Source organism: Amycolatopsis orientalis (assembly GCF_000943515.2).
In the GTDB taxonomy this organism is placed as follows: domain Bacteria; phylum Actinomycetota; class Actinomycetes; order Mycobacteriales; family Pseudonocardiaceae; genus Amycolatopsis; species Amycolatopsis orientalis.
Map to the genome: position 1 here is coordinate 820,466 of NZ_CP016174.1, position 19,067 is coordinate 839,532.

General features: G+C 69.2%; 20 protein-coding genes. 10 read left to right on the top strand and 10 right to left on the bottom strand.

Translation table 11 applies throughout. The features are described 5' to 3' along the window. Nucleotides 1-4: 4 nt before the first annotated feature. Both SD37_RS03980 and SD37_RS03985 read left to right on the top strand, forming a co-directional pair. Nucleotides 5-799, top strand: coding sequence for an HAD-IIA family hydrolase (locus tag SD37_RS03980; RefSeq protein ID WP_037318851.1), 795 nt, complete (start codon nucleotides 5-7; stop codon nucleotides 797-799). A gap of 37 nt (nucleotides 800-836) precedes the next feature. Beyond that, nucleotides 837-1,652, top strand: coding sequence for a metallophosphoesterase family protein (locus SD37_RS03985; RefSeq protein ID WP_037318014.1), 816 nt, complete (start codon nucleotides 837-839; stop codon nucleotides 1,650-1,652). 11 nt (nucleotides 1,653-1,663) lie between these two features. On the opposite strand, the gene SD37_RS03990 is transcribed toward SD37_RS03985, so the two are convergent. The 3 genes from SD37_RS03990 to SD37_RS04000 all read right to left on the bottom strand — a co-directional run bounded on the left by SD37_RS03990 (nucleotide 1,664) and on the right by SD37_RS04000 (nucleotide 3,139). Continuing rightward, the gene (locus tag SD37_RS03990; protein ID WP_037318012.1) at nucleotides 1,664-2,038 is read right to left on the bottom strand and encodes a YccF domain-containing protein; all 375 of its coding nucleotides are present in this window, start codon (nucleotides 2,036-2,038) and stop codon (nucleotides 1,664-1,666) included. Then, nucleotides 2,038-2,799 carry a PhzF family phenazine biosynthesis protein gene (locus SD37_RS03995; protein ID WP_044853874.1) on the bottom strand — a complete coding sequence of 254 codons (762 nt, stop codon included), beginning with the start codon at nucleotides 2,797-2,799 and terminating at the stop codon, nucleotides 2,038-2,040. Before SD37_RS03995 ends, SD37_RS03990 begins: the two co-directional genes overlap by 1 nt. Before the next feature lie 85 nt (nucleotides 2,800-2,884). Next, nucleotides 2,885-3,139: a hypothetical protein gene (locus SD37_RS04000; protein ID WP_145926525.1), complete on the bottom strand. Its 255-nt coding sequence runs from the start codon at nucleotides 3,137-3,139 to the stop codon at nucleotides 2,885-2,887. Nucleotides 3,140-3,313: 174 nt separating this feature from the next. Here SD37_RS04000 and SD37_RS04005 point away from each other — a divergent pair, with 174 nt between their 5' ends. Both SD37_RS04005 and SD37_RS04010 read left to right on the top strand, forming a co-directional pair. Continuing rightward, entirely contained in the window at nucleotides 3,314-4,972 is a 1,659-nt protein-coding gene (locus tag SD37_RS04005) for an AMP-binding protein (protein ID WP_044853876.1), read from the top strand. Between the two features lie 105 nt (nucleotides 4,973-5,077). Then, nucleotides 5,078-6,235, top strand: a complete 1,158-nt coding sequence (locus tag SD37_RS04010; protein WP_065912745.1) for a hypothetical protein — start codon at nucleotides 5,078-5,080, stop codon at nucleotides 6,233-6,235. Nucleotides 6,236-6,298: 63 nt separating this feature from the next. On the opposite strand, the gene SD37_RS04015 is transcribed toward SD37_RS04010, so the two are convergent. Together SD37_RS04015 and SD37_RS04020 are read right to left on the bottom strand one after the other, a co-directional pair. Then, entirely contained in the window at nucleotides 6,299-7,270 is a 972-nt protein-coding gene (locus SD37_RS04015) for a R2-like ligand-binding oxidase (protein ID WP_044853877.1), read from the bottom strand. 15 nt (nucleotides 7,271-7,285) lie between these two features. Beyond that, entirely contained in the window at nucleotides 7,286-7,897 is a 612-nt protein-coding gene (locus tag SD37_RS04020; RefSeq protein WP_173426428.1) for a TetR/AcrR family transcriptional regulator, read from the bottom strand. A 95-nt stretch (nucleotides 7,898-7,992) separates the two neighbouring features. Between SD37_RS04020 and SD37_RS04025 the strand changes: the two genes are divergently transcribed. Continuing rightward, nucleotides 7,993-8,646 (top strand): HAD family hydrolase, encoded by a 654-nt coding sequence (locus SD37_RS04025; RefSeq protein ID WP_044853878.1) that lies wholly within the window; start codon nucleotides 7,993-7,995, stop codon nucleotides 8,644-8,646. On the opposite strand, the gene SD37_RS04030 is transcribed toward SD37_RS04025, so the two are convergent. After that, on the bottom strand, nucleotides 8,582-8,827 hold the full coding sequence (locus tag SD37_RS04030) for a hypothetical protein (RefSeq protein ID WP_044853879.1): 246 nt from the start codon (nucleotides 8,825-8,827) through the stop codon (nucleotides 8,582-8,584). The two genes, SD37_RS04025 and SD37_RS04030, sit on opposite strands and share 65 nt — an antisense overlap. A 132-nt stretch (nucleotides 8,828-8,959) precedes the next feature. Here SD37_RS04030 and SD37_RS04035 point away from each other — a divergent pair, with 132 nt between their 5' ends. Then, nucleotides 8,960-9,346 (top strand): cold-shock protein, encoded by a 387-nt coding sequence (locus tag SD37_RS04035; RefSeq protein WP_016337551.1) that lies wholly within the window; start codon nucleotides 8,960-8,962, stop codon nucleotides 9,344-9,346. 150 nt (nucleotides 9,347-9,496) lie between these two features. Here the strand turns inward: SD37_RS04035 and SD37_RS04040 are convergent, their stop codons facing one another. The 3 genes from SD37_RS04040 to SD37_RS04050 are packed head-to-tail and all read right to left on the bottom strand — an operon-like array spanning nucleotide 9,497 to nucleotide 12,746. After that, a complete protein-coding gene (locus tag SD37_RS04040) occupies nucleotides 9,497-9,961 on the bottom strand; it encodes a DUF2771 family protein (RefSeq protein WP_052675064.1) in 465 nt (154 codons plus the stop codon). A 28-nt stretch (nucleotides 9,962-9,989) separates the two neighbouring features. Continuing rightward, complete coding sequence (locus SD37_RS04045) at nucleotides 9,990-11,930, bottom strand: MFS transporter (RefSeq protein ID WP_044853881.1); 1,941 nt, start codon at nucleotides 11,928-11,930, stop codon at nucleotides 9,990-9,992. A gap of 51 nt (nucleotides 11,931-11,981) precedes the next feature. Continuing rightward, nucleotides 11,982-12,746, bottom strand: coding sequence for a glutaminyl-peptide cyclotransferase (locus SD37_RS04050; RefSeq protein ID WP_044853882.1), 765 nt, complete (start codon nucleotides 12,744-12,746; stop codon nucleotides 11,982-11,984). A 49-nt stretch (nucleotides 12,747-12,795) separates the two neighbouring features. Between SD37_RS04050 and SD37_RS04055 the strand changes: the two genes are divergently transcribed. Both SD37_RS04055 and SD37_RS04060 read left to right on the top strand, forming a co-directional pair. Beyond that, nucleotides 12,796-13,848 carry a DUF3027 domain-containing protein gene (locus SD37_RS04055; protein ID WP_044853883.1) on the top strand — a complete coding sequence of 351 codons (1,053 nt, stop codon included), beginning with the start codon at nucleotides 12,796-12,798 and terminating at the stop codon, nucleotides 13,846-13,848. Next, nucleotides 13,838-16,648 carry a sacsin N-terminal ATP-binding-like domain-containing protein gene (locus tag SD37_RS04060; protein WP_044853884.1) on the top strand — a complete coding sequence of 937 codons (2,811 nt, stop codon included), beginning with the start codon at nucleotides 13,838-13,840 and terminating at the stop codon, nucleotides 16,646-16,648. Before SD37_RS04055 ends, SD37_RS04060 begins: the two co-directional genes overlap by 11 nt. A 73-nt stretch (nucleotides 16,649-16,721) precedes the next feature. On the opposite strand, the gene SD37_RS04065 is transcribed toward SD37_RS04060, so the two are convergent. Beyond that, entirely contained in the window at nucleotides 16,722-16,949 is a 228-nt protein-coding gene (locus SD37_RS04065; RefSeq protein WP_037317988.1) for a DUF2530 domain-containing protein, read from the bottom strand. Nucleotides 16,950-17,030: 81 nt separating this feature from the next. On the opposite strand from SD37_RS04065, the gene SD37_RS04070 reads away from it, so the two are divergent. Together SD37_RS04070 and SD37_RS04075 are read left to right on the top strand one after the other, a co-directional pair. Next, entirely contained in the window at nucleotides 17,031-18,488 is a 1,458-nt protein-coding gene (locus tag SD37_RS04070; RefSeq protein WP_044853885.1) for an NCS2 family permease, read from the top strand. Nucleotides 18,489-18,555: 67 nt separating this feature from the next. Further along, nucleotides 18,556-18,987: a MarR family winged helix-turn-helix transcriptional regulator gene (locus SD37_RS04075; RefSeq protein WP_037317984.1), complete on the top strand. Its 432-nt coding sequence runs from the start codon at nucleotides 18,556-18,558 to the stop codon at nucleotides 18,985-18,987. The last annotated feature ends 80 nt before the right edge of the window (nucleotides 18,988-19,067 follow it).

Below are 19,067 nucleotides of genomic sequence, written 5' to 3' on the forward strand. Positions count from 1 at the left end.
GGTCATGAACGAGCGCCGTTGGACGTACCTCAGCGACATGGATGGCGTGCTGGTGAAGGAGGAGCACCTCGTCCCCGGGGCGGACGAGTTCCTCAAGGAGCTGCGCGCCAACGACATCGGCTTCCTGGTGCTGACCAACAACTCGATCTACACCCCGCGTGACCTGCGGGCGAGGCTCGAGCGGACCGGTCTCGACATCCCCGAGGAGGCCATCTGGACCTCCGCGCTGGCGACCGCGAAATTCCTCGCGTCGCAGCGGCCGAACGGCTCGGCGTTCGTGATCGGCGAGGCCGGGCTCACCACGGCGCTGCACGAGGTCGGCTACGTGCTGACCGAACGCGACCCGGACTACGTCGTCCTCGGTGAGACACGCACGTACAGCTTCAGCGCGATAACCCGCGCGATCCGGCTGATCGAGGGTGGCGCGAAGTTCATCGCCACCAACCCCGACGCCACCGGCCCCAGCGTGGAGGGCTCCATGCCCGCCACCGGCTCGGTCGCCGCGCTGATCGAGAAGGCGACCGGCCGCTCGCCGTACTACGTCGGCAAGCCGAACCCGCTGATGATGCGTTCGGCCCTGCGGCGGCTCGGCGCGCATTCGGAGTCGACGCTGATGATCGGCGACCGGATGGACACCGACGTCCACTCGGGAATCGAGGCCGGACTGCAGACGATCCTGGTGCTGACCGGCATCTCCAGCCGGGAGAGCGCCGAGCACTACCCGTACCGGCCGACCATGATCATCGACTCGATCGCCGATCTGGTGGGCCGCACCGGTGACCCGTTCGGCGAAGGCTGAGCGACGCGGCGGCGGGTGGAGGGCTTATCGTCACAAGATGCACGACGATCAGCCCGCGTCCCCGACCTACGTGGTCGGTGACGTGCACGGACACCGGGACGAGCTGGCCGGGGCGCTCCGGGAGAAGGGGCTGCTCGACGCCGACGACGACTGGGCCGGTGGTGAAGCCACCCTCTGGTTCCTCGGCGACTTCGTCGACCGGGGGCCGGACGGCGTCGGTGTCATCGACCTGGTGATGCGGCTGGAACGGCAGGCCGCCAAGGCGGGCGGGCACTGCGGGACGCTGCTGGGCAACCACGAGATCCTGCTGCTCGGGATGTACCACTTCGGCGACACGGAGGTGCCGTCCGATTTCGGGCCGCGCAGCTTCGCTCGGAGCTGGGAGATCAACGGCGGGCTGCTGGCCGATCAGGACAGGCTCACGCCGCAACATATCGAATGGCTGACGTCGCGCCCGATGCTGACGCTGGCCGCGGACCACCTGCTGATGCACTCGGACACGCTCGAGTACCTCGACTGGGGTACCGACATCGAAGAGATCAACGCGCGCGGTCGCGAGATCCTCGAAGGCAGCGACATCCAGGCCTGGTGGGACGTGTGGCGGCGGATGACCACCCGCTACGCCTTCCGCGGTCCGGACGGCGCCGACGTCGCGCAGCAGCTGATGGACCGGCTCGGCGGCGAGCGGATCGTGCACGGGCACAGCGTCATCGCCGACCAGCTCGGCATCCACCCGGCGCAGATCGAGGGGCCGTACCTCTACGCGGGCGGCAAGGCGCTGGGGATCGACGGCGGGTTGTTCGTCGGCGGCCCTTGTCTCATCGTTTCGCTCCCGTGGGAGCCCGAGGACTGAGGATCGCACCCTCAGGGAAGTTCGACGATCTCCTTGCCCAGCGGCATCAGCGAGACCGGGATCATCTTGAAGTTCGCCACCCCCAGCGGGATCCCGATGATCGTGACGCACAGCGCGACCCCGGTCAGCACATGCCCGATCGCGAGCCAGATCCCGGCGAAGATGAACCAGATGACGTTGCCGATGGTCGACGCGGCGCCGGCGTCGCGCCGGTCGACCACGGTGCGGCCGAACGGCCACAGCGCGTAGGCCGCGATCCGGAACGACGCCAGCCCGAACGGGATGGTGACGATGAGGATGCAGCAGATAATGCCGGCGACGACGTAGCCGAGTGCCATCCACAGGCCGCACAGCACGAGCCAGATGACGTTGAGGATCAGGCGCATCAGACGTGCAGCTCCCCGCTGGCCACGGTGACCGCCTGTCCCGCAAGCAGCACGCGGTCGCCCGTGAGGTTCATCCGGACGATGCCGCCCCGTGCCGACGCCTGCTCGCCGACGAGCTTCCCCCGGCCGAGGCGCGCCGCCCAGTACGGCGCCAGAACACAGTGCGCGGACCCGGTGACGGGGTCCTCGTCGACCCCGACACCCGGCGCGAAGAACCGCGTGACGAAGTCGATCCCGTCGACGTCGCCGGGGGCGGTGACCATCAGCCGTCCGGTCCAGTGCGCCCGCAGCGCGGCGAGGTCCGGTTCGAGCGAACGCACCACGGAAGCCTTGTCCACCACCGCGAACAGGTTCTGGTGACTCCGCCCGACGTACTCGAACTCCAGCCCCGGCAGGATCGACGACAGATCGTCGTCCGACTCGCGGGGCGGATCCGACGGGAAGTCCATCGACACCCAGCCGTCTTCGGCCCGGCAGCGCAACTCGCCGCTTCTCGTCGTGAAGGTCTGCTCGCCGCCCAGGACGTGCGTGGTGGCCAGCGTGGCGTGCCCGCACAGGTCGACCTCGGTCTCCGGCGTGAACCAGCGAAGCGACTTCGGACCTTCGCCACCGACCTCGACGAAGGCCGTCTCGGCGTGCTTCAACTCGGCGGCGACGGACTGCATCCAGCCCGCGTCGCCCGGCGAGTCCAGGAGCACGACCCCGGCGGAGTTGCCGGCGAAGGCTTCGGAAGTGAAGGCGTCGACGATGTAGAGGCGCATGCCCTCGACGATATCCGTCGCGCGCGAACCCGGCCTCGGGGTTTTCCCCGAGGTGTCGCGGGTCTCCACTTGCAGGTGGCCGGGCTCAGGGCCGCTGAACCCAGAGTTGCCACATGTCGCCGTTCCAGGGCGAGCAGCTGTACCCCAGCGCGCCGTTTTGATTGACCTCGGCTTTACCCCTGTCCTGACACCAGGACAGCCGTGAGTACCAGTCGATGTACTCCCAGCCGGACATCACTTTCACATCCGCGGCGGGAGTGGCTTCCGTCGCCGTGGCGACAGGCCCGCCGCCGAGCATCGCGGCTCCTGCGATCATCCCGCTGATCAGAATCCTCTTCATGGCCATCCAGTCTCCGGTTCCTCGTGGGGCCTCCGCGCCCGGAAGCGCACGCTAGCGCCGGGTGCTGTCACGAGGCTGTCACCTTCCAGCTCGCGGGTCTCCACTTGCAGGTGGCCGGGCTCACCCGGCCTTCTTAAACTCGACGCGTCGCTACCGCCGAACGCAGGAGTTTCCATGGCCGACACCCCCGCCTTGCCAAGTTACGCATCGGGAATCTCGGACACCCCGCTGCTGGGGGACACCATCGGCGACAACTTCGATCGGACCGTCGCCGCTTTCGGCAATCGTGACGCGCTGGTCGACCGCGCGGCCGGGAAGCGCTGGACCTACACCGAATTCGCGGCCGAGGTGAACGCGCTCGCGCTCGGTCTGCTGGACCTCGGCATCGACAAGGGTGACCGCGTCGGCATCTGGTCGCCGAACCGCTGGGAGTGGACCTGCGTCCAGTACGCCACCGCGAAGATCGGCGCGATCCTGGTCAACATCAACCCGGCGTACCGGTCGCACGAACTCGAGTACGTGCTCAACCAGGCCGGGATCAAGCTCATCGTGGCCGCGAACTCGTTCAAGACCTCGGATTACGCGGGCATGATCGCCGAAGCGGGGCCGAAATGCCCGGCGCTGGAACACGTCGTGCTGCTCGACAGCCCCGCGTGGCCGTCAATGCTGGAGATCGGCGGCAAAGCCGACCCCGCGCCGCTGCTCAAGCGGCAGGCCGAGCTTTCCGCGGACGATCCGATCAACATCCAGTACACCTCGGGCACCACGGGTTTCCCCAAGGGCGCCACGCTGAGCCATCACAACATCCTCAACAACGGCTACTTCGTCGGCGAACTCTGCAACTACACCGAAGCCGACCGGATCTGCATCCCCGTTCCCTTCTATCACTGCTTCGGCATGGTGATGGGCAATCTCGCGGCGACCAGCCACGGCGCCTGCATGGTGATCCCGGCGCCCGCGTTCGAGCCGAAGGCCACGCTGGAAGCCGTCGCGGCGGAGAAATGCACGTCGCTGTACGGGGTCCCGACGATGTTCATCGCCGAACTGGCCGACCCGGACTTCGATTCCCACGACCTTTCCTCGCTGCGGACCGGGATCATGGCGGGCTCGCCTTGCCCGGTCGAGGTGATGAAGCAGGTGATCGACCGGATGGGCATGACGGAGGTGTCGATCTGCTACGGCATGACCGAGACGTCGCCGGTGTCCACCCAGACCCGCGCGGACGATTCGGTGGAGCGGCGGGTGTCGACGGTCGGCCGGGTCGGGCCGCATCTGGAGGTCAAGGTCGTCGACCCGGAGACGGGGCTGACGGTGCCGCGCGGTGAACCCGGTGAATTCTGCACGCGGGGCTACTCGGTGATGCTCGGCTATTGGGAGCAGGCGGACAAGACGGCCGAGGCGATCGACGCGGCGCGGTGGATGCACACCGGCGACCTCGCGGTCATGGACGCCGACGGGTACGTGAACATCACCGGCCGGATCAAGGACATGGTCATCCGCGGCGGCGAGAACCTGTACCCGCGCGAGATCGAGGAGTTCCTCTACACCCATCCGGACATCCTCGACGCGCAGGTCATCGGCGTCCCGGACGAGAAGTACGGCGAGGAACTGATGGCGTGGGTGCGCATGCGCGAAGGCGCGACGCCACTGACGGCCGAGGCGGTGCGGGAGTTCTGCGAGGGGAAGCTGGCGCGCTACAAGATCCCGCGCTACGTCCATGTCGTCGAGGAGTTCCCGATGACGGTGACCGGCAAGGTCCGCAAGATCGAGATGCGCGAGCAGTCGATCAGCATCCTCGGCCTGGAATCGGCGGCCGCCACGAAACACGCCTGACGAAGTTGACACTTCGGGGCAACCTGTCACTTTTTCCCGGCGTGTCCCCTGTGCGGCAGTAGGTCTCGCAAAGCGCGGGGCCATGGGGAGCCGCCTAGGGGAACCATGAACATCCAACGAGGCAAACGTCTGCTCACCCTGGTTGTGGCCGCGGTGGCGCTGCCGCTGTCCGTCCCGGCGGTGGCGGCCGCGGCGACCGGGCCGATCGATCTCGGCCTGCTGCCCGGTGACGAGAGGACCGACGTGACCGCGGTCGGTGACCGGGGTCAGCTCGTCGGGGAGTCCTGCAGCACCGAGCCGCACACGCATTGGTGCACGGCGGTGAGATGGGACCGGAACGGGAAGATCTCCGTGCTGTCGTCCCTGGGCGGCAGCGGTCTCGGGTCGCCGAAGGCCATCAACGGGAGCGGGGTGGCCGTCGGCAGTTCACTCGACTACGGGCTGAGCGACCGGGCCGTGCGCTGGGCCCCGGACGGCGCCGTCACGGAACTCCCGGCGTTGCCGGGCGGCCGGACCTGGGAAGCCCGCGGGATCAGCGACCTCGGCGTCATCGTGGGATCGGGGACGGACGCCACGGGCAAGGAGCGCGGACTGCGCTGGGACCCGTCCGGAGGAGTCACGATGCTCGCCGCGCCGCCGGTCGCCGGAAGCTACTCCGCGTCCGCGATCAGCCGCGACGGCCGGTTCATCGGCGGGCGGCTCTACGGGGACGACGGCAGCATCCGGGTCCTGCGCTGGGACGCGTCCGGGGCGGTGACCATGCTCGGTACGGCGACCGAGGCCAGCTGGTTCGGCGGCCTGAACGCCTCCGGCGAGATCGTCGGCCGCACCACGATCAACGACCGGTACGCGGCCGTGAAGTGGACCACCGACGGCCGCATGATCGAACTCGGCTGGACGAACTCCTACGCCACGGACGTCTACAAGATCAACGGTTCCGGGGTCTCGGTCGGGATGGGCTACGTCGACTCCCCGAACGGATCACTCTCCGTTCCGGTGCGGTGGGCCGCCGACGGCACGATGACCCTGCTCGCCACGGCCGGCACCGGCGGCAACGCCATGGACATCGACGGACGGGGGCGCGTCGTCGGCATCGCGGGCAACGCCGCGCTCTGGGACGCGAACGGTGTGCGGACCGACCTCGGCACGCTGCCGGGCGGCGGATACAGCCGGGCGGAACTGATCGGTCTGGACGGGACGATCGCGGGCGGCGCGGTCGCCGCGGACGGCAACTGGCACGCCGTCTACTGGCCGGCCAGGTGAAGGTTGATGGTCCGTGAAGGCCTCCTTGAGGGACGCTGAGTCCCTCAAGGAGGCCTTCACGGACTAAGCCGACACAGCGGCTGCCGCCTCGGCGATCGCCTTCGCGTCTTCTTCGCCGAAGGTCTCTTCGAGGTTCTCCGGCGAATAGTCGAGGTCGATCTGCTCCACCGGCATCCCGCGCGCGGATTCGATCGCGCCGAGCCGTCGCTGCGCCCGATCGGCCGCGTACTGGATGATCTCCTGCGGATCGTTGTCGAAGGGGATTTCTTCGAACTGGTCCTGTACCCACTGGATCATGTCGAGGGCGTGGGGGAGCAGCTCACCCATCCGCTGCTGCACCGCGTCCCACAGCGAGTCGTCCGCGGCGACATGGCGACGGCAGGTGAAGGTGCCCCAGGCCATGTGGCGGCGTTCGTCGTCGCCGATGCGGCGGACCAGTTCCTGCATCCCGGGCAGGATGTCGTGCTGCGTGCAGATCAGCTGCCACGAGTAGTACCCCGTCAACGCGAGACTGCCTTCGATGACGTGGTTGTAGGTGACGCTCGCGCGGATCTGGTTGAGCGGACTGGGATCGTCCTCGAGTGCCCGCAGCGACTGCGGCAATTCCTCGTAGAAAAGCTTGCGGTAGTGGGGATTCTCCGCGACGTACGGATGCAGGTCTTCGGTGAGCCCGACGGCGTCCATCCAGCGGCGGAACACTTCCGTGTGCTTGGCCTCTTCGAAACAGAACTGGGTCAGATACATCTCGTCGCCGAAGCGGCCGGTCGCGGACATCGCCCGCATGAACGGCTGGATGTCCTCGGTGACCGCCTCTTCGCCCGCGATGAACTGCGCCACGAGATACGTCGTCGACCGCTGCTGTTCCGGGTTGAGGGTGTCCCAGCCCTCGCGTTCACGGGAGAAGTCGATGTCGGCGGGATTCCAGAACTTCTTGTTTCCCTTGGCGAACAGCCGCAGTGGGAACGAGTCCCAGTTCAGCCCGCCCTTGCGCAGTGAGGAAAAACCGGTCCGCAGCTCAGAGAGCGTATCGGTCATGACGTCCCCTTCGTGTCACTCCATTGTGGACGAATCGGTGGTCAGCATCCGGATGGCGGGCGCCAGTACGGCGACCACGGCGGCCGCCGCCTCGTCGGCCGAATGGGTCGGCATGACGAGATGGGACAGGGAAAGCCGCACGACGGTCTCCGCCAGCAGTGCGGCCGAATGAGCCGAGAGCGCCGGTTCGAATTCGCGGTACTGCCCGGCCGCGACCTCGGTGGCCGCGGTCAGGATCGGCTCGCCCTTGGTGGTGAGCAGCGGAAGGAGGTCCTCGCCGGCTTCGGTGCCGAGCGTGGTCGCGACGAGCCGGTTCTCACGGGCGTGCTCGATCGTGTAGACGACCGCCTCGCGGATCCCGTCGAGGAGGTCCTGCGCGTGCTCGACGCGCTGCCGGATGCCTTCCAGGAACTCCGACGTCGTCCGGAGCACGACGGCCTGGGTGAGCGCGGCCTTGCTGCCGAACTCGTTGTAGACCGTCTGCCTGCTCACCCCCGCGTGCGCGGCGACGTCCGCCATGCGCAGCGCCGTGTAGCCGCGCTCCGGGAGCAGCTCGGTGGCGGCGTCGAGCAAGGCCTCCCGCAGCGAGGCCTTGGTCCGATCGGAGAAGCTCGTGATCTCGCCCACATCTCCAGCTTGACACAGATCGCGCCCGTGTCAAACGCGTTGACGATCGCGCGGTAGGTGTAAATCAGTCGGTGGTGGCCGCTACCGTGGCGGGCGTGGGCATCACCGTGGGGTTCGACCTCGACATGACACTGATCGATCCGCGGCCGGGCATGGTCGCGGTGATGAACGCGCTCGGCGTGGAGTCCGGCCTGCCGCTGGACGGCGAGTTCTTCGCGGCCAACCTCGGCCCGCCCCTCGACGACAGCCTGCGGGGATTCGGCGCGCCGGAGGAGCGCATCCCGGAACTGGTGACGCGGTTCCGCGCGATGTACCCGGAGGTCGTCGTGCCGGTGACGGTGGCGCTGCCCGGCGCGGCCGAAGCGCTCCACGCCGTCCGCGAGGCGGGTGGGCGCACCGTCGTCGTCACCGGTAAGTACGGGCCCAACGCGAAACTCCACCTGGACGCCCTCGGCTTCGAGGTCGACGTCCTGGTCGGGGAGCTGTGGTCGACAGAGAAGGCCGCCGCGCTCACCGAGCACGGCGCCCGTGTCTACGTCGGGGACCACCTCGGCGACATCCGCGGCGCGCTGGCCGCGGGCGCCGTGCCCGTGGGGGTCACGACGGGCCCGTGCACCAAGGCCGAACTGCTCGCGGAAGGGGCCGATGTGGTGTTCGACTCGCTGACCGAGTTCCCCGGCTGGTTCAGCTCTTTCGGCGAGCCTCGCGAACCAGGGCGATCAGGCCCAGCGCCAGACCCAGCGGGGTGATCACGCCCGCCGCGGCGGACAGCCACACCGGCAGGTTCTCCAGCCCGGCCGCGAACAGGATGAACACCGCTGTGACGGCGATCATGCCGATCGCGAACAGGCCGATGCCCACGCGCATGAGGATCGGTTTGCCCGGCTTTTCGGGGACGGCCACAGCGGCCTCCTTTACTGCGGTCTCCATGAAACAGAGGGTATCCGCCGGTATCCGCTTCTCCACAGGGCCTGTGGCGGGATACGCTTATGGGACGCGCGCCCTGGGTACGCCCCCGGGCGCGTTCGTTGTGAGCAGGACAGCAAAGGACTGGTGAGGGAAGTGCCGACCGGCAAGGTCAAGTGGTACGACGCGGAGAAGGGTTTCGGTTTCGTCACCCAGGATGGGGGCGCCGACGTCTACATCCGCAAAGCCGCGCTGCCGCAGGGCGTCGAAGGACTCAAGGCGGGTCAGCGCCTCGAGTTCGGTGTCGCCGACGGCCGTCGCGGTCCGCAAGCGCTTTCCGTCCGGCTGCTGGACCCGCCGCCTTCGGTCGCCGAGGCCCGCCGCCGTCCCGCGGAGGAACTGCACGGGCTCATCGAAGACATGATCAAGCTGCTGGAACTCAAGGTGCAGCCGGACCTGCGGCGCAACCGCTACCCGGACCGCAAGAACACCAAGCAGATCGCCGAGATCATGCGCGCGGTCGCCAGGGACCTCGATCCCTGATCGACGCCCCGTCTTAGCGCGTGAAGGCCCCCTTCCCTCGGCTCAGCCGAGGGAAGGGGGCCTTCACGCGCATCGGCCGTCGGCCGGGTCGGCCTTCACTACCTTCAGCAGAGATCAGGAGCCCGCGCGATAGCAAAGGTCCCTTGCTGCTCAGACGGCCGGTGGCTCCACCTGTAGCGACCAGATCGCGGTCGTGACCGCCTCGGCGTCCTCCGGGCGTCCGGTCTGGCTGATCACCGAAGCCTGCGCGACCTCGACGACGAGGATCTGGTCGTCGGGCTTGGGCGTCGTCACGGTGTAGGCGAACCGGTCCAGCGACGTGATGATGTCCTGCTTCAGTTCCTGCGGCTCGCCCTTGCCGTTCACGTACTGCACCGTGACCTTCCACGGCGTTTCCGCGATCCCGCTCGGCACCGAGATCTGCACCGGCTTCCCCGGCCGGACGCGCAGCTTGCCCGCGGCGTCGGGGCGGGTCGTGCACTGGGCGCTCTTGATGTCGCAGGACGCCAGCGGGGTGACGTTCACCGTCTTCCCGTCGGCGAAGAAGGTCACCTCTTCGGGGCCGGGGGCCGAGCAACCGGCCACCACGAAACCACCCGCCGCGAGCAGGGCCAAGATACGAAGTCGCCGCATACGGTGAAGATTACGAGCCCGGCCGCCACCGGGAGTCACCGGCCTCCGACGGGACCGGCGATTCGCTGGTCGGCTCGGGGCGCAGCGGGCGGTCGCCGCCGAGACCCGGGATCAGCGAGGTCCCGCGCCGGACCATGAACGTCTGTGTGAACCCGACGGCCAGCAGGATCGACAGCACGAGGAACCCGATCCAGTACGTCGGCGGCAGCAGCAGGCCGACGGCACCGCCGAAGCACCACGACATCTGCAGCACGGTCTCCGACCGCCCGAACGCCGACGCGCGCGACTCCTCCGGCAGGTCCTCCTGGATCACGGCGTCGAGGCTGATCTTCGCCAGCGCACTCGCGGTCGCGCCGACGAGCGCGACGATCGCCGCCGTCGCCAGCCCCGCCGCCACGGTGGCGATGACCGCGATACCCAGGCAGGCCCCGACACAGGCCAGGATCACCTGATCCGGTTTGCCGAAGTGCAGCCGGGAGCCGAGCGCGTTCCCCAGGAAACCACCGGCACCGGCCGCGGCGCCGATGATGCCGAGCAGCAGCAGCTGCTCGAACGGGCTCTGCCCGCTGCCCTCTGCCTGCGCCTTCACCGCGAACGCGGAGAACATCATCAGGAACCCGGTCAGCACGCGGACGGTGCCGTTGCCCCACAACGAGACGACGATCTGCCGTCCCATCGGCTGCCGCTGCTTCTTCACCCGCCGCTCGGGGTGCGCGGACAGCGAAGCAGGCACTTCGCCCTCGGTCTTTTCGACCCACGCCGGGATCCGCATCGACTGCACGGCGGCCGCGACGCAGATCAGCATGGTGAACCACAGCGCGCCCTGCGAACCCCAGATCGCGTTGACCCCGCTCGCCAGCGCGCCGAACGCGCCGGCGGCGACCAGGCCGAACACCGTCAGCCGCGCGTTGGTCTTGGACAGCGTGATCTCGGGTGGCAGCACCCGCGGGGTCACCGCCGCCTTGAGCACGGTGAACGACTTCGAGAGCACCATCATGCCCAGCGCCGCCGGGTACAGCAGCCAGTCGTCGAAATGCAGCGCCATCACGATGGCCATCAGCGCCTGTCCGGCCGAGGACACGCACATCGCCAGCCTGCGGCCACGCTGGATCTTGTCCAGCGCCGGGCCGATCACCGGCGCGACCAGCGCGAACGGCGCGATCGTGATGAGCAGGTAGAGCGCGACCTTGCCCTTGCTCTCGCCGCTCGTGGCGGCGAAGAACAGCGTATTGGCCAGCGCGATCGCCATCGCCGCGTCGCTGGCGTAGTTCAGCATCACCGCGTACGTCAGCGAGGTCAGCCCCGACTTGTCGGCGCCGTCCGCCTTCGTCGCCCGCTGGAACGCGCCGACGGCCTGCCCGGTGAGCTGACGGCTGCGCATCGCCGCGACCCGGGTGACCGTGATCTTCTTCGGCATCCGCGGCAGGGGCCCCGCCTGCGGCGGAACCGCGGTCGTGGGGTGCTCCTGCGGGAATTCCTCGGCGACCCGGGGTTCACCCGCGTAGCCGCCGGTGTCGTAGTGCTCGTACTCGCCGCTGCCGGGCGGGTGCTCGTCGTAGAACCCGCCCGGACGACGCCGGACGGGTTCGGTCTGCCGCTGCGAGGGATCCGGGTACGGCCGGGCGCCGCGCGGAGGCGTCTGCGGCGGCATCCGGGGCGGTGGCGGCGGAGGCTGGTGGTGGCCCATCGGGATCGCGGCGGTGCGCGCCTCGTCGGCGGTCGGCCCGGCCGGATGCGGCTGGTACTGGGGCTGGTTCTGGGCCTGGGGACGGGCCGCGCGGGGCGGTACCGGCTGGTGATCGACCCGGGTGGGCGGCGGCGCGGACCAGTCGCGTGCCTGGGCGGCGCCCGGTTCCGGTGTCCACTTGCGCTTGCTCTTACGGCCACGCTCCTTGCCCGGCCGGCCGGAACGCGTGCCGTCGGGTCCAGAGTTCGAGCCGAAGATTCCCACCCTTCAATCCTGCCTTACCCGGGACCCGCCGCGCGCGTTCACCACTGCTTTCTAGGGGGCGGGGACGAATTTCACGCGGAACATCTTGGGCCAGAGCTTGCCGGTGATCACGAATTCGTCCGTCCCGGGCACCGCCGCGATGCCGTTGAGGACGTCGGCGGAACCCCGCTCGCCGGGGCCGAGCAAGCCCGAGGCGTCGATTTCGCCGGTGACCCGTCCGGAAGCGGCGTCGATCCGCAGGATCTTCTCCGTCTGCCAGACGTTCGCGTAGACCGCGTCCCCGACGCATTCCAGTTCGTTCAGCTGGTCACGCCCGACATCGACGCTGCCTGTCGGGGCGAAGGAAACGGGGTCGCGGAAGGTGAGCCTCGACGAGCCGTCGCTCATCACCAGCCGTCCGTCGTGGTGGCAGAGACCCCAGCCTTCGCCGGTGTAGGTCACGCGACGAAGCTCGGCGAGGGTCTTGGCGTCGCGTTCGATGGCGACGCCGTCCTGCCAGGTGATCTGCCAGGCCGTCGGACCGAGCACGGTGATGCCCTCGCCGAACAGGCCGGGCAGGTCCTGCCGGACCGACGGCGCAGCGCCCGCGGGCCCGGCCCGCATCGACGACTTCCCGACCAGGCCTGTCCCCTCGTACAGGGTCTCGCCGGAGAACTCGAGGCCCTGGGTGAACGCGGCCGGGTCGTGCGGAAGGGTGGAGAGCACCTGAACCTTGAGCTTTTCGGGTGCGGCCGGGGCGGTGCCACTCACCGGCGCGGCGGCGCAGCCACCGAGGACGGCGGCCAGCAGGAGCGAGATGGTCATCGGCGTGCGCACGCGGACAGCCTGACACGGACCGCGATATCGCGTGCGGCAGAATGGGGGTATGACCCTGCTGTTGACCCTGGACGACGGCTCTATCCAGCGCAAACTCGCCGAGGCGGTCGATCTCGCCCGCGAGGCGGTGCTGGCGGACGCCGGTCCCGATCAGGTCGGCGCGCACGTCGGCGTCGAACGTGAGGACGCGGTTTCCGCGAGTCACCTGTTCGAGGCGACCGTGTCGGGTTATCGGGGCTGGCGCTGGTCGGTGACGGTCGCGCTGGCCGGTGAGGACCACCCGGTCACGGTCAGCGAGGTCGTGCTGATCCCTGGTCCGGAGGCGCGGGTCGCCCCGGCGTGGGTGCCGTGGGACCGCCGCGTGCAGGCGGGCGACCTGGGTGTCGGCGACATCTTCCCGGTGGAGAAGGACGACCCGCGGCTCGCTCCGGCGTACCTGGCGTCCGACGACCCCGCGGTCGAAGAGGTCGCCATGGAGACCGGTCTCGGCCGGGTCCACGTGCTCTCCCGGTACGGCAGGCTCGACGCCGCCGCCCGCTGGCACGGCGGCGAATTCGGCCCCCGGTCGGATATGGCGCGCAGCGCGCCGGACGTCTGCGGGAGCTGCGGGTTCTTCGTGCCGCTCGCGGGATCGCTCAGCGCGGCCTTCGGCGCGTGCACCAACGACATCTCCCCGGCGGACGGCCACGTCGTCGACGTCGAGTACGGCTGCGGCGCGCATTCCGAGATCGAGGTCGAGGTGACTTCGTCGGTGCCGGTGGCGGAACTGGTCTACGACGATTCGCTGATCGACTACGAGGCCGCACCGGAAGCACCGGCCGAGGCCGAGGTCACGAACGAGCCCGAAGCCGAGGTCGCGGAAACGCCCGAGCCGGAGACCGCCGAGGCCCCCGAGCAGGAGACCTCTGAGGTGGAGACCGCCGAGGCGCCGGTGGTCGACGAGGCCGAGGCGCCGGTCGCCGAGGTGCCCGAGACCGCCGAGGTCCAGCCCGAAGTCGAGCCGGAGACCGTCGAAAGCACTGAGAGCACCGAGAGCGCTCAGAGCACCGAGGCCACCGCCGACGAAGCGCAGGTCGAAGCCGAAAGCGCCAGTGAACACTGACCCGTTCGGCACCGAGCGGTTACGCGCCGCCGTCCTGCGCGCGTGGGCTGATTCGCCGACGCGGTTCACCGAGGACACGAACACCGAGAACGACCTGCGGGTCGGTGGCTACCGGGACCGGCTGTTCGTCGAACTCGCGCAGAACGCCGCCGACGCCGCCTTGGCGGCCGGGGAACCCGGCAGGCTCCGGGTGTCCGTTGTGGACGGTGAGCTGAGGTTCGCCAACACTGGTGCGCCGCTGGACGCCCGCGGTGTCGAATCCCTTGCCTCCCTTCGCGCTTCCGGTAAAGGCGACGAGACGGTCGGCCGGTTCGGTGTCGGGTTCGCCGCCGTGCTCACGGTTTCCGACGCACCGCGGATCGTTTCGACGACCGGCGGGGTCACCTTTTCGGCGGAGCGCACGCGTACCGAGGCCGCCCGCACCGGCGACGTCCCCGTCCTCCGGCTTCCGTGGCCGGTCCGGGACGACGAACCGCCCGTCCCCGAAGGCTTCACCACCGAGGTCCGGTTGCCGGTGCGCGACGGCGTCGATCTGCCGGCCCTGCTGGCCGATCTGGCGAACGACGCCGGTGATCTCCTGCTCACCTTGTCCTGGCTGGAAAGCATCGAGATCGAAGACGGCGTCCGGCGCCGTGTCGATCTCGGCGACGGCGTCGTCCAGCTCACCTCGCCGGACGGTTCCGCCGACCACTGGCAGGTCCATCGCGGCGAGGTCGTCTGGGCTGTCCCGCTGGACGAAACCGGTTCGCCGCGGCCGCTCGGCGAAGACGTCCTGCACGCGCCGACCCCCACCGACGACGAACTCTCCTTGCCCGCGAGGCTGATCGCGACGCTGCCGATCGAACCGTCGCGCCGCCGCGCGCTGCCGGGACCGGAGCTGACGGCGGCGCTGAAGAACGCCGCGCGGGAGTACGTCGACCTCGTCTGTTCCTTGCCCGCCAAAGAGCGGCTGACCCTCGTCCCCGCCGCTTCCTTCCCACGTTCCACTGTGGACGGAACGCTGCGCGAGTCCATTTTGGAGAATCTCGCCGCGCTTCCGTGGCTCCCGGCCCAGGAAGGCGACGACCTGCCCGGCCGACGGGCCCGGGTGCTCACGGTCGACGTGCCGGGCCTCGCGCCGCTGCTGGCCGACCTCGTGCCCGGCCTGGTTTCACTGTCCGGTGTGGACCTTCGTGCCGTCGGCGCGCGGTCGCTTTCACCCGCCGAGGCGATCGAGCTGCTGACCGGGATCCAGCGGGAGCCCTCGTGGTGGCATTCGCTCTACGACGTGCTGCTCCCGGCGCTCGAAGCGCACGACCTCACCAGGGACGACCTCGGCGCCTTGCCGGTGCCGATGTCGGACGGCCGCACGTTGCCCGGTGTGCGTGACGCGCTGCTCGTCGGCGGTTCGGCGGAACTGCTCGAACTTTTGTCCGATGTGGACATTCTCGGCCTCCGGCTCGTGCACCCCGCCGCCGCGCATCCGTTGCTGGAACGCCTGGGTGCCCGCCACGCCGAGGCGAGCGACCTGCTCGAAGCCGACGCGCTGAGCGCCGCCGTCGAACGCAGCGTCGAAGACGTCCGGTCCGGTTTGGACGGTATGGCGCTCGCTGGCGCGGTGCTCCGCCTGATCGCCGAGGTCGGTGACGACGCCCCCGAATGGGCCGGTGCGCTGGCACTTCCGAGCGAGGACGGCTGGCGGCGTGCGGACGAACTCGTGCTGCCCACGTCGCCGCTGGGCGACATCTTCGACCCCGAGGTGTTCGAAGAAGACGGCGCCTTGTCCGTGCTGGACGAGGAATTCGCCGAGGACTGGCCGGTGGCCACGCTCGTCGCGGTCGGCGTCCTCGACACGTTCGCGATCGTCGCCGACGACGACCCGCTGGAACCCGACCACGGCCTGCCCGACGAACACGACTGGTGGGACTCGCGGGAGCGACCGCCGTCACGGGTGCTCGCCGTCCGCGATCTCGACCTCGTCGCCGACGATGCCTGGCCCGAGGCGCTGCGGTTGCTCGCGGCCCGCCCGGAAACCTGGCGTGCCCTCACCGAACCCGGCGGCCACACCGGCTGGTGGCTCGCGCGTTACGCGCTGCTCGACGGGCACGCGCCGCTCGACTGGCGGATGCCGGAAGCCGCCGCGCTGACCGGACTCTACGACGTCGTGCCGGATTCGGGGCTGAGCAAGGAAATCCTGCTCGCCGCCGGAGTCAGGACGGAACTGGGGACGGACGCCGAAGACGTCGAGGATCTGCTGGAGCGGCTGGGCGATCCCCAGCGCAAGGTGAGTCCGGGCCTCGCGTCCCGCGCGCACGCCGTACTCGCCGAGTCCACTTTGGACGTCGGTGCGCCGGATCGCGTCCGGGTCTCGGACGGTTCGGCCGCCGACGCCGGGAACGCCGTCGTCCTAGACGTCCCGTGGTTCGCCGCCGTGCTGGCGCCGGACCGGATGGTCGTCACGGCGAGCGGCGCCGGGGCGCTGGCAGAGCTGCTGGACCTGCCGGTGGCGAGCGGCCTCGACGCCAAGGTCACCGAAGACGGCGAGTACGTGCCGTGGACGGAGCTTTCCGCGCTCCGGCTGGCCGCCGATCAGCTGGGCGTCGAACTCCCCGACGGCGGGGTGCTGCTGCACGAGACGCTGACGGTGGCCTTCGAGGACGCCGAACACGACGTCGCCTGGTGGTCCGACGGCAGGCTGCACGCCGCCGACACCCCTGAAGGCCTCGGCCGCGCCTTCGCCTGGGCCACCGACCGGTGGGCCGACCGGCACGTCCTCACGGCCCTGCTCGAGGACCCCTCACCCGCCGCCCTCCTGAACTGAAACGCGTTTCGTCCTCTGGATGCGGTACTTGCACACGCAAGGACCGCATCCAGAGGACGAAACGCATGGGGAATCAGAAGCGTTGGGCGCCGCGGGAGCCGCGGCGGGCGGCGGCACGCTGCCAGGCGATGATCGCGAGGCCGATGAAGCCGAGCACGACGCCGGAGAACGACGTCTGCACCCAGATGCCGTCGGTCACAAAGAACAGGACCACCGTCGCGACGGCCCAGAGCGAGGTACCTACGATCACGACCGGCGTCAGATCGGTCAGCCGCTTCGGCAGCTCCGGCGTATGCCGCAATGAACCGTTTACTTCCCCGGAATTGATCGATTCGCCCACGTGGGGAAGGGTACCCGGCAACGGGCGAAGGGTTGGTACGCGATGGCGGAGCAGCGCACCCGGTCCACACTGGACCGGTACTTCAAGATCAGCGAGCGCGGCTCGACGCCAGGGCGCGAGATCCGCGGCGGGATCGTCACCTTCTTCACGATGGCCTACATCGTGGTCCTCAATCCGCTGATCATCGGCAGCTTCTCCGCTTCCGACGCCGGCGCGCACAAGGACGTCGTCGGCAACATCCTCCCGGTCCCGCAGGTCGCCGCGGTGACCGCGCTGGTCGCGGGCGTGCTGACCATCATCATGGGCCTCGTCGCGAACTACCCGTTCGCCATCGCCACCGGCCTGGGCATCAACAGCCTGGTCGCGGTCACCCTCGCCTCGCAGATGACCTGGCCGGAGGCGATGGGCCTGGTGGTGATCGAGGGCCTGGTCATCGTGCTGCTGGTGTTCGCCGGGATCCGCACGGCGGTGTTCAACGCCGTGCCCCCGCAGCTCAAATCCGCGATCGCCGTCGGCATCGGCCTGTTCATCACCCTGATCGGCCTGGTCGACGCCGGATTCGTCCGGCGTGTCCCGGACGACGCGAAGACCACCGTGCCGGTCGGGCTCGGTATCAACGGCTCGATCGCGTCCTGGCCGACCGTGGTGTTCGTCGTCGGCCTGCTGGTCACCGGCATCCTGGTCGCGAAGCGGGTCAAGGGCGCGATCCTGATCGGCGTGCTCGCCTCGACCGTGCTGGCGATCGTCGTCGAGTCGATCACGAAGGTCGGCCCGTCCAAGGGGGTCAACCCGCAGGGCTGGAACCTCGGCTACCCGGCGCTGCCCGATCAGGTCCTCGGCCTGCCGGATCTCTCGCTGGTCGGCGACATCTCCTTCGGCGCGTGGACGCGGTTGCCGATCATCACCGTGGTGCTGCTCGTGTTCACCCTGGTGCTCGCGGACTTCTTCGACACCATGGGGTCGATGACCGGGCTGGCCAAGGAGGCGGATCTCCTCCCGGCGGACGGCAAGCTGCCGAACGTCGGCAAGGCCCTGTTCGTCGACGGCCTCGCGGGCGCGGCCGGCGGCTTCGCGTCGTCGAGTTCGAACACCGTCTACGTCGAGTCCGCGTCCGGTATCGCCGAAGGCGCCAGGACGGGGCTCGCGAACGTCGTCACCGGCGTGCTCTTCATCGCGGCGATGTTCCTGACCCCGCTCTACCAGGTCGTCCCGGTCGAGGCCGCGGCTCCGGCGCTGGTGGTCGTGGGCGCGCTGCTGATGAGCCAGGTCAAGGAGATCGACTTCTCCGACTTCACCGTCGCGCTGCCCGCGTTCCTGACCATCGTGGTCATGCCGTTCACCTACTCGATCGCGAACGGTATCGGCGCGGGCTTCGTCAGCTACGTCGTCATCCGCGCGGTCACCGGGAAGGCGAAGGGCGTGCACCCGCTGATGTGGGCCATCGCGGTGATGTTCGTGGCCTACTTCGCCGTCGGCCCGATCCAAGCCGCGTTCAACTGACCTGCGCTTTTGTCACCCGTGGTCGATCTCACGGGCCGGGACGCCGATCGTGAGGTAAGCTAACTATATGTCCGGAGACACGCACGAGCGCTCACTGGCGAGCCGCCTGCGTCTCGCGGTGGTGCGGCTCAATCGCCGGCTACGGGCACAGCGCGCCGGTGACGGCATCTCGCTGACCCAGGTGTCCGCGTTGTCCACACTGCACAAATGCGGTGCGCTGACCCCTGGCCAGCTCGCCGCGAAGGAAGGCGTCCAGCCCCCGTCGATGACGAGGGTGATCGCCGCGCTCGAGGAGATGGGTTACGTCGAGCGCAGGCCGCATCCGACGGACGGCCGCCAGGCCATCGTCGAGTTGTCGGACCGCGGCCGGGCCTACGTGATCGAGCAGATCACGGCGCGGGAGATCTGGCTGGACAAACAGTTGGCGGAGTTGAGCGCCGAGGAACGCGAAGTGCTCTCTCGCGCCGCCGAGATCATCGACAGGATGGCGGGGAACTAACAGCGGTGACGACCACGGGTAGCGAAACACAGTGTCCTTCCAAGACCACCGCTACCCGCGAACCCGCTCCACCGCCACCC

Coding starts and splice junctions, on each gene's coding strand:
- SD37_RS03980 (WP_037318851.1), top strand. CDS start 5: ATGAACGAGCGCCGTTGGACGTACCTCAGCGACATGGATGGCGTGCTG.
- SD37_RS03985 (WP_037318014.1), top strand. CDS start 837: ATGCACGACGATCAGCCCGCGTCCCCGACCTACGTGGTCGGTGACGTG.
- SD37_RS03990 (WP_037318012.1), bottom strand. CDS start 2,038: ATGCGCCTGATCCTCAACGTCATCTGGCTCGTGCTGTGCGGCCTGTGG.
- SD37_RS03995 (WP_044853874.1), bottom strand. CDS start 2,799: ATGCGCCTCTACATCGTCGACGCCTTCACTTCCGAAGCCTTCGCCGGC.
- SD37_RS04000 (WP_145926525.1), bottom strand. CDS start 3,139: ATGAAGAGGATTCTGATCAGCGGGATGATCGCAGGAGCCGCGATGCTC.
- SD37_RS04005 (WP_044853876.1), top strand. CDS start 3,314: ATGGCCGACACCCCCGCCTTGCCAAGTTACGCATCGGGAATCTCGGAC.
- SD37_RS04010 (WP_065912745.1), top strand. CDS start 5,078: ATGAACATCCAACGAGGCAAACGTCTGCTCACCCTGGTTGTGGCCGCG.
- SD37_RS04015 (WP_044853877.1), bottom strand. CDS start 7,270: ATGACCGATACGCTCTCTGAGCTGCGGACCGGTTTTTCCTCACTGCGC.
- SD37_RS04030 (WP_044853879.1), bottom strand. CDS start 8,827: ATGGAGACCGCAGTAAAGGAGGCCGCTGTGGCCGTCCCCGAAAAGCCG.
- SD37_RS04055 (WP_044853883.1), top strand. CDS start 12,796: ATGACCCTGCTGTTGACCCTGGACGACGGCTCTATCCAGCGCAAACTC.
- SD37_RS04070 (WP_044853885.1), top strand. CDS start 17,031: ATGGCGGAGCAGCGCACCCGGTCCACACTGGACCGGTACTTCAAGATC.
- SD37_RS04075 (WP_037317984.1), top strand. CDS start 18,556: ATGTCCGGAGACACGCACGAGCGCTCACTGGCGAGCCGCCTGCGTCTC.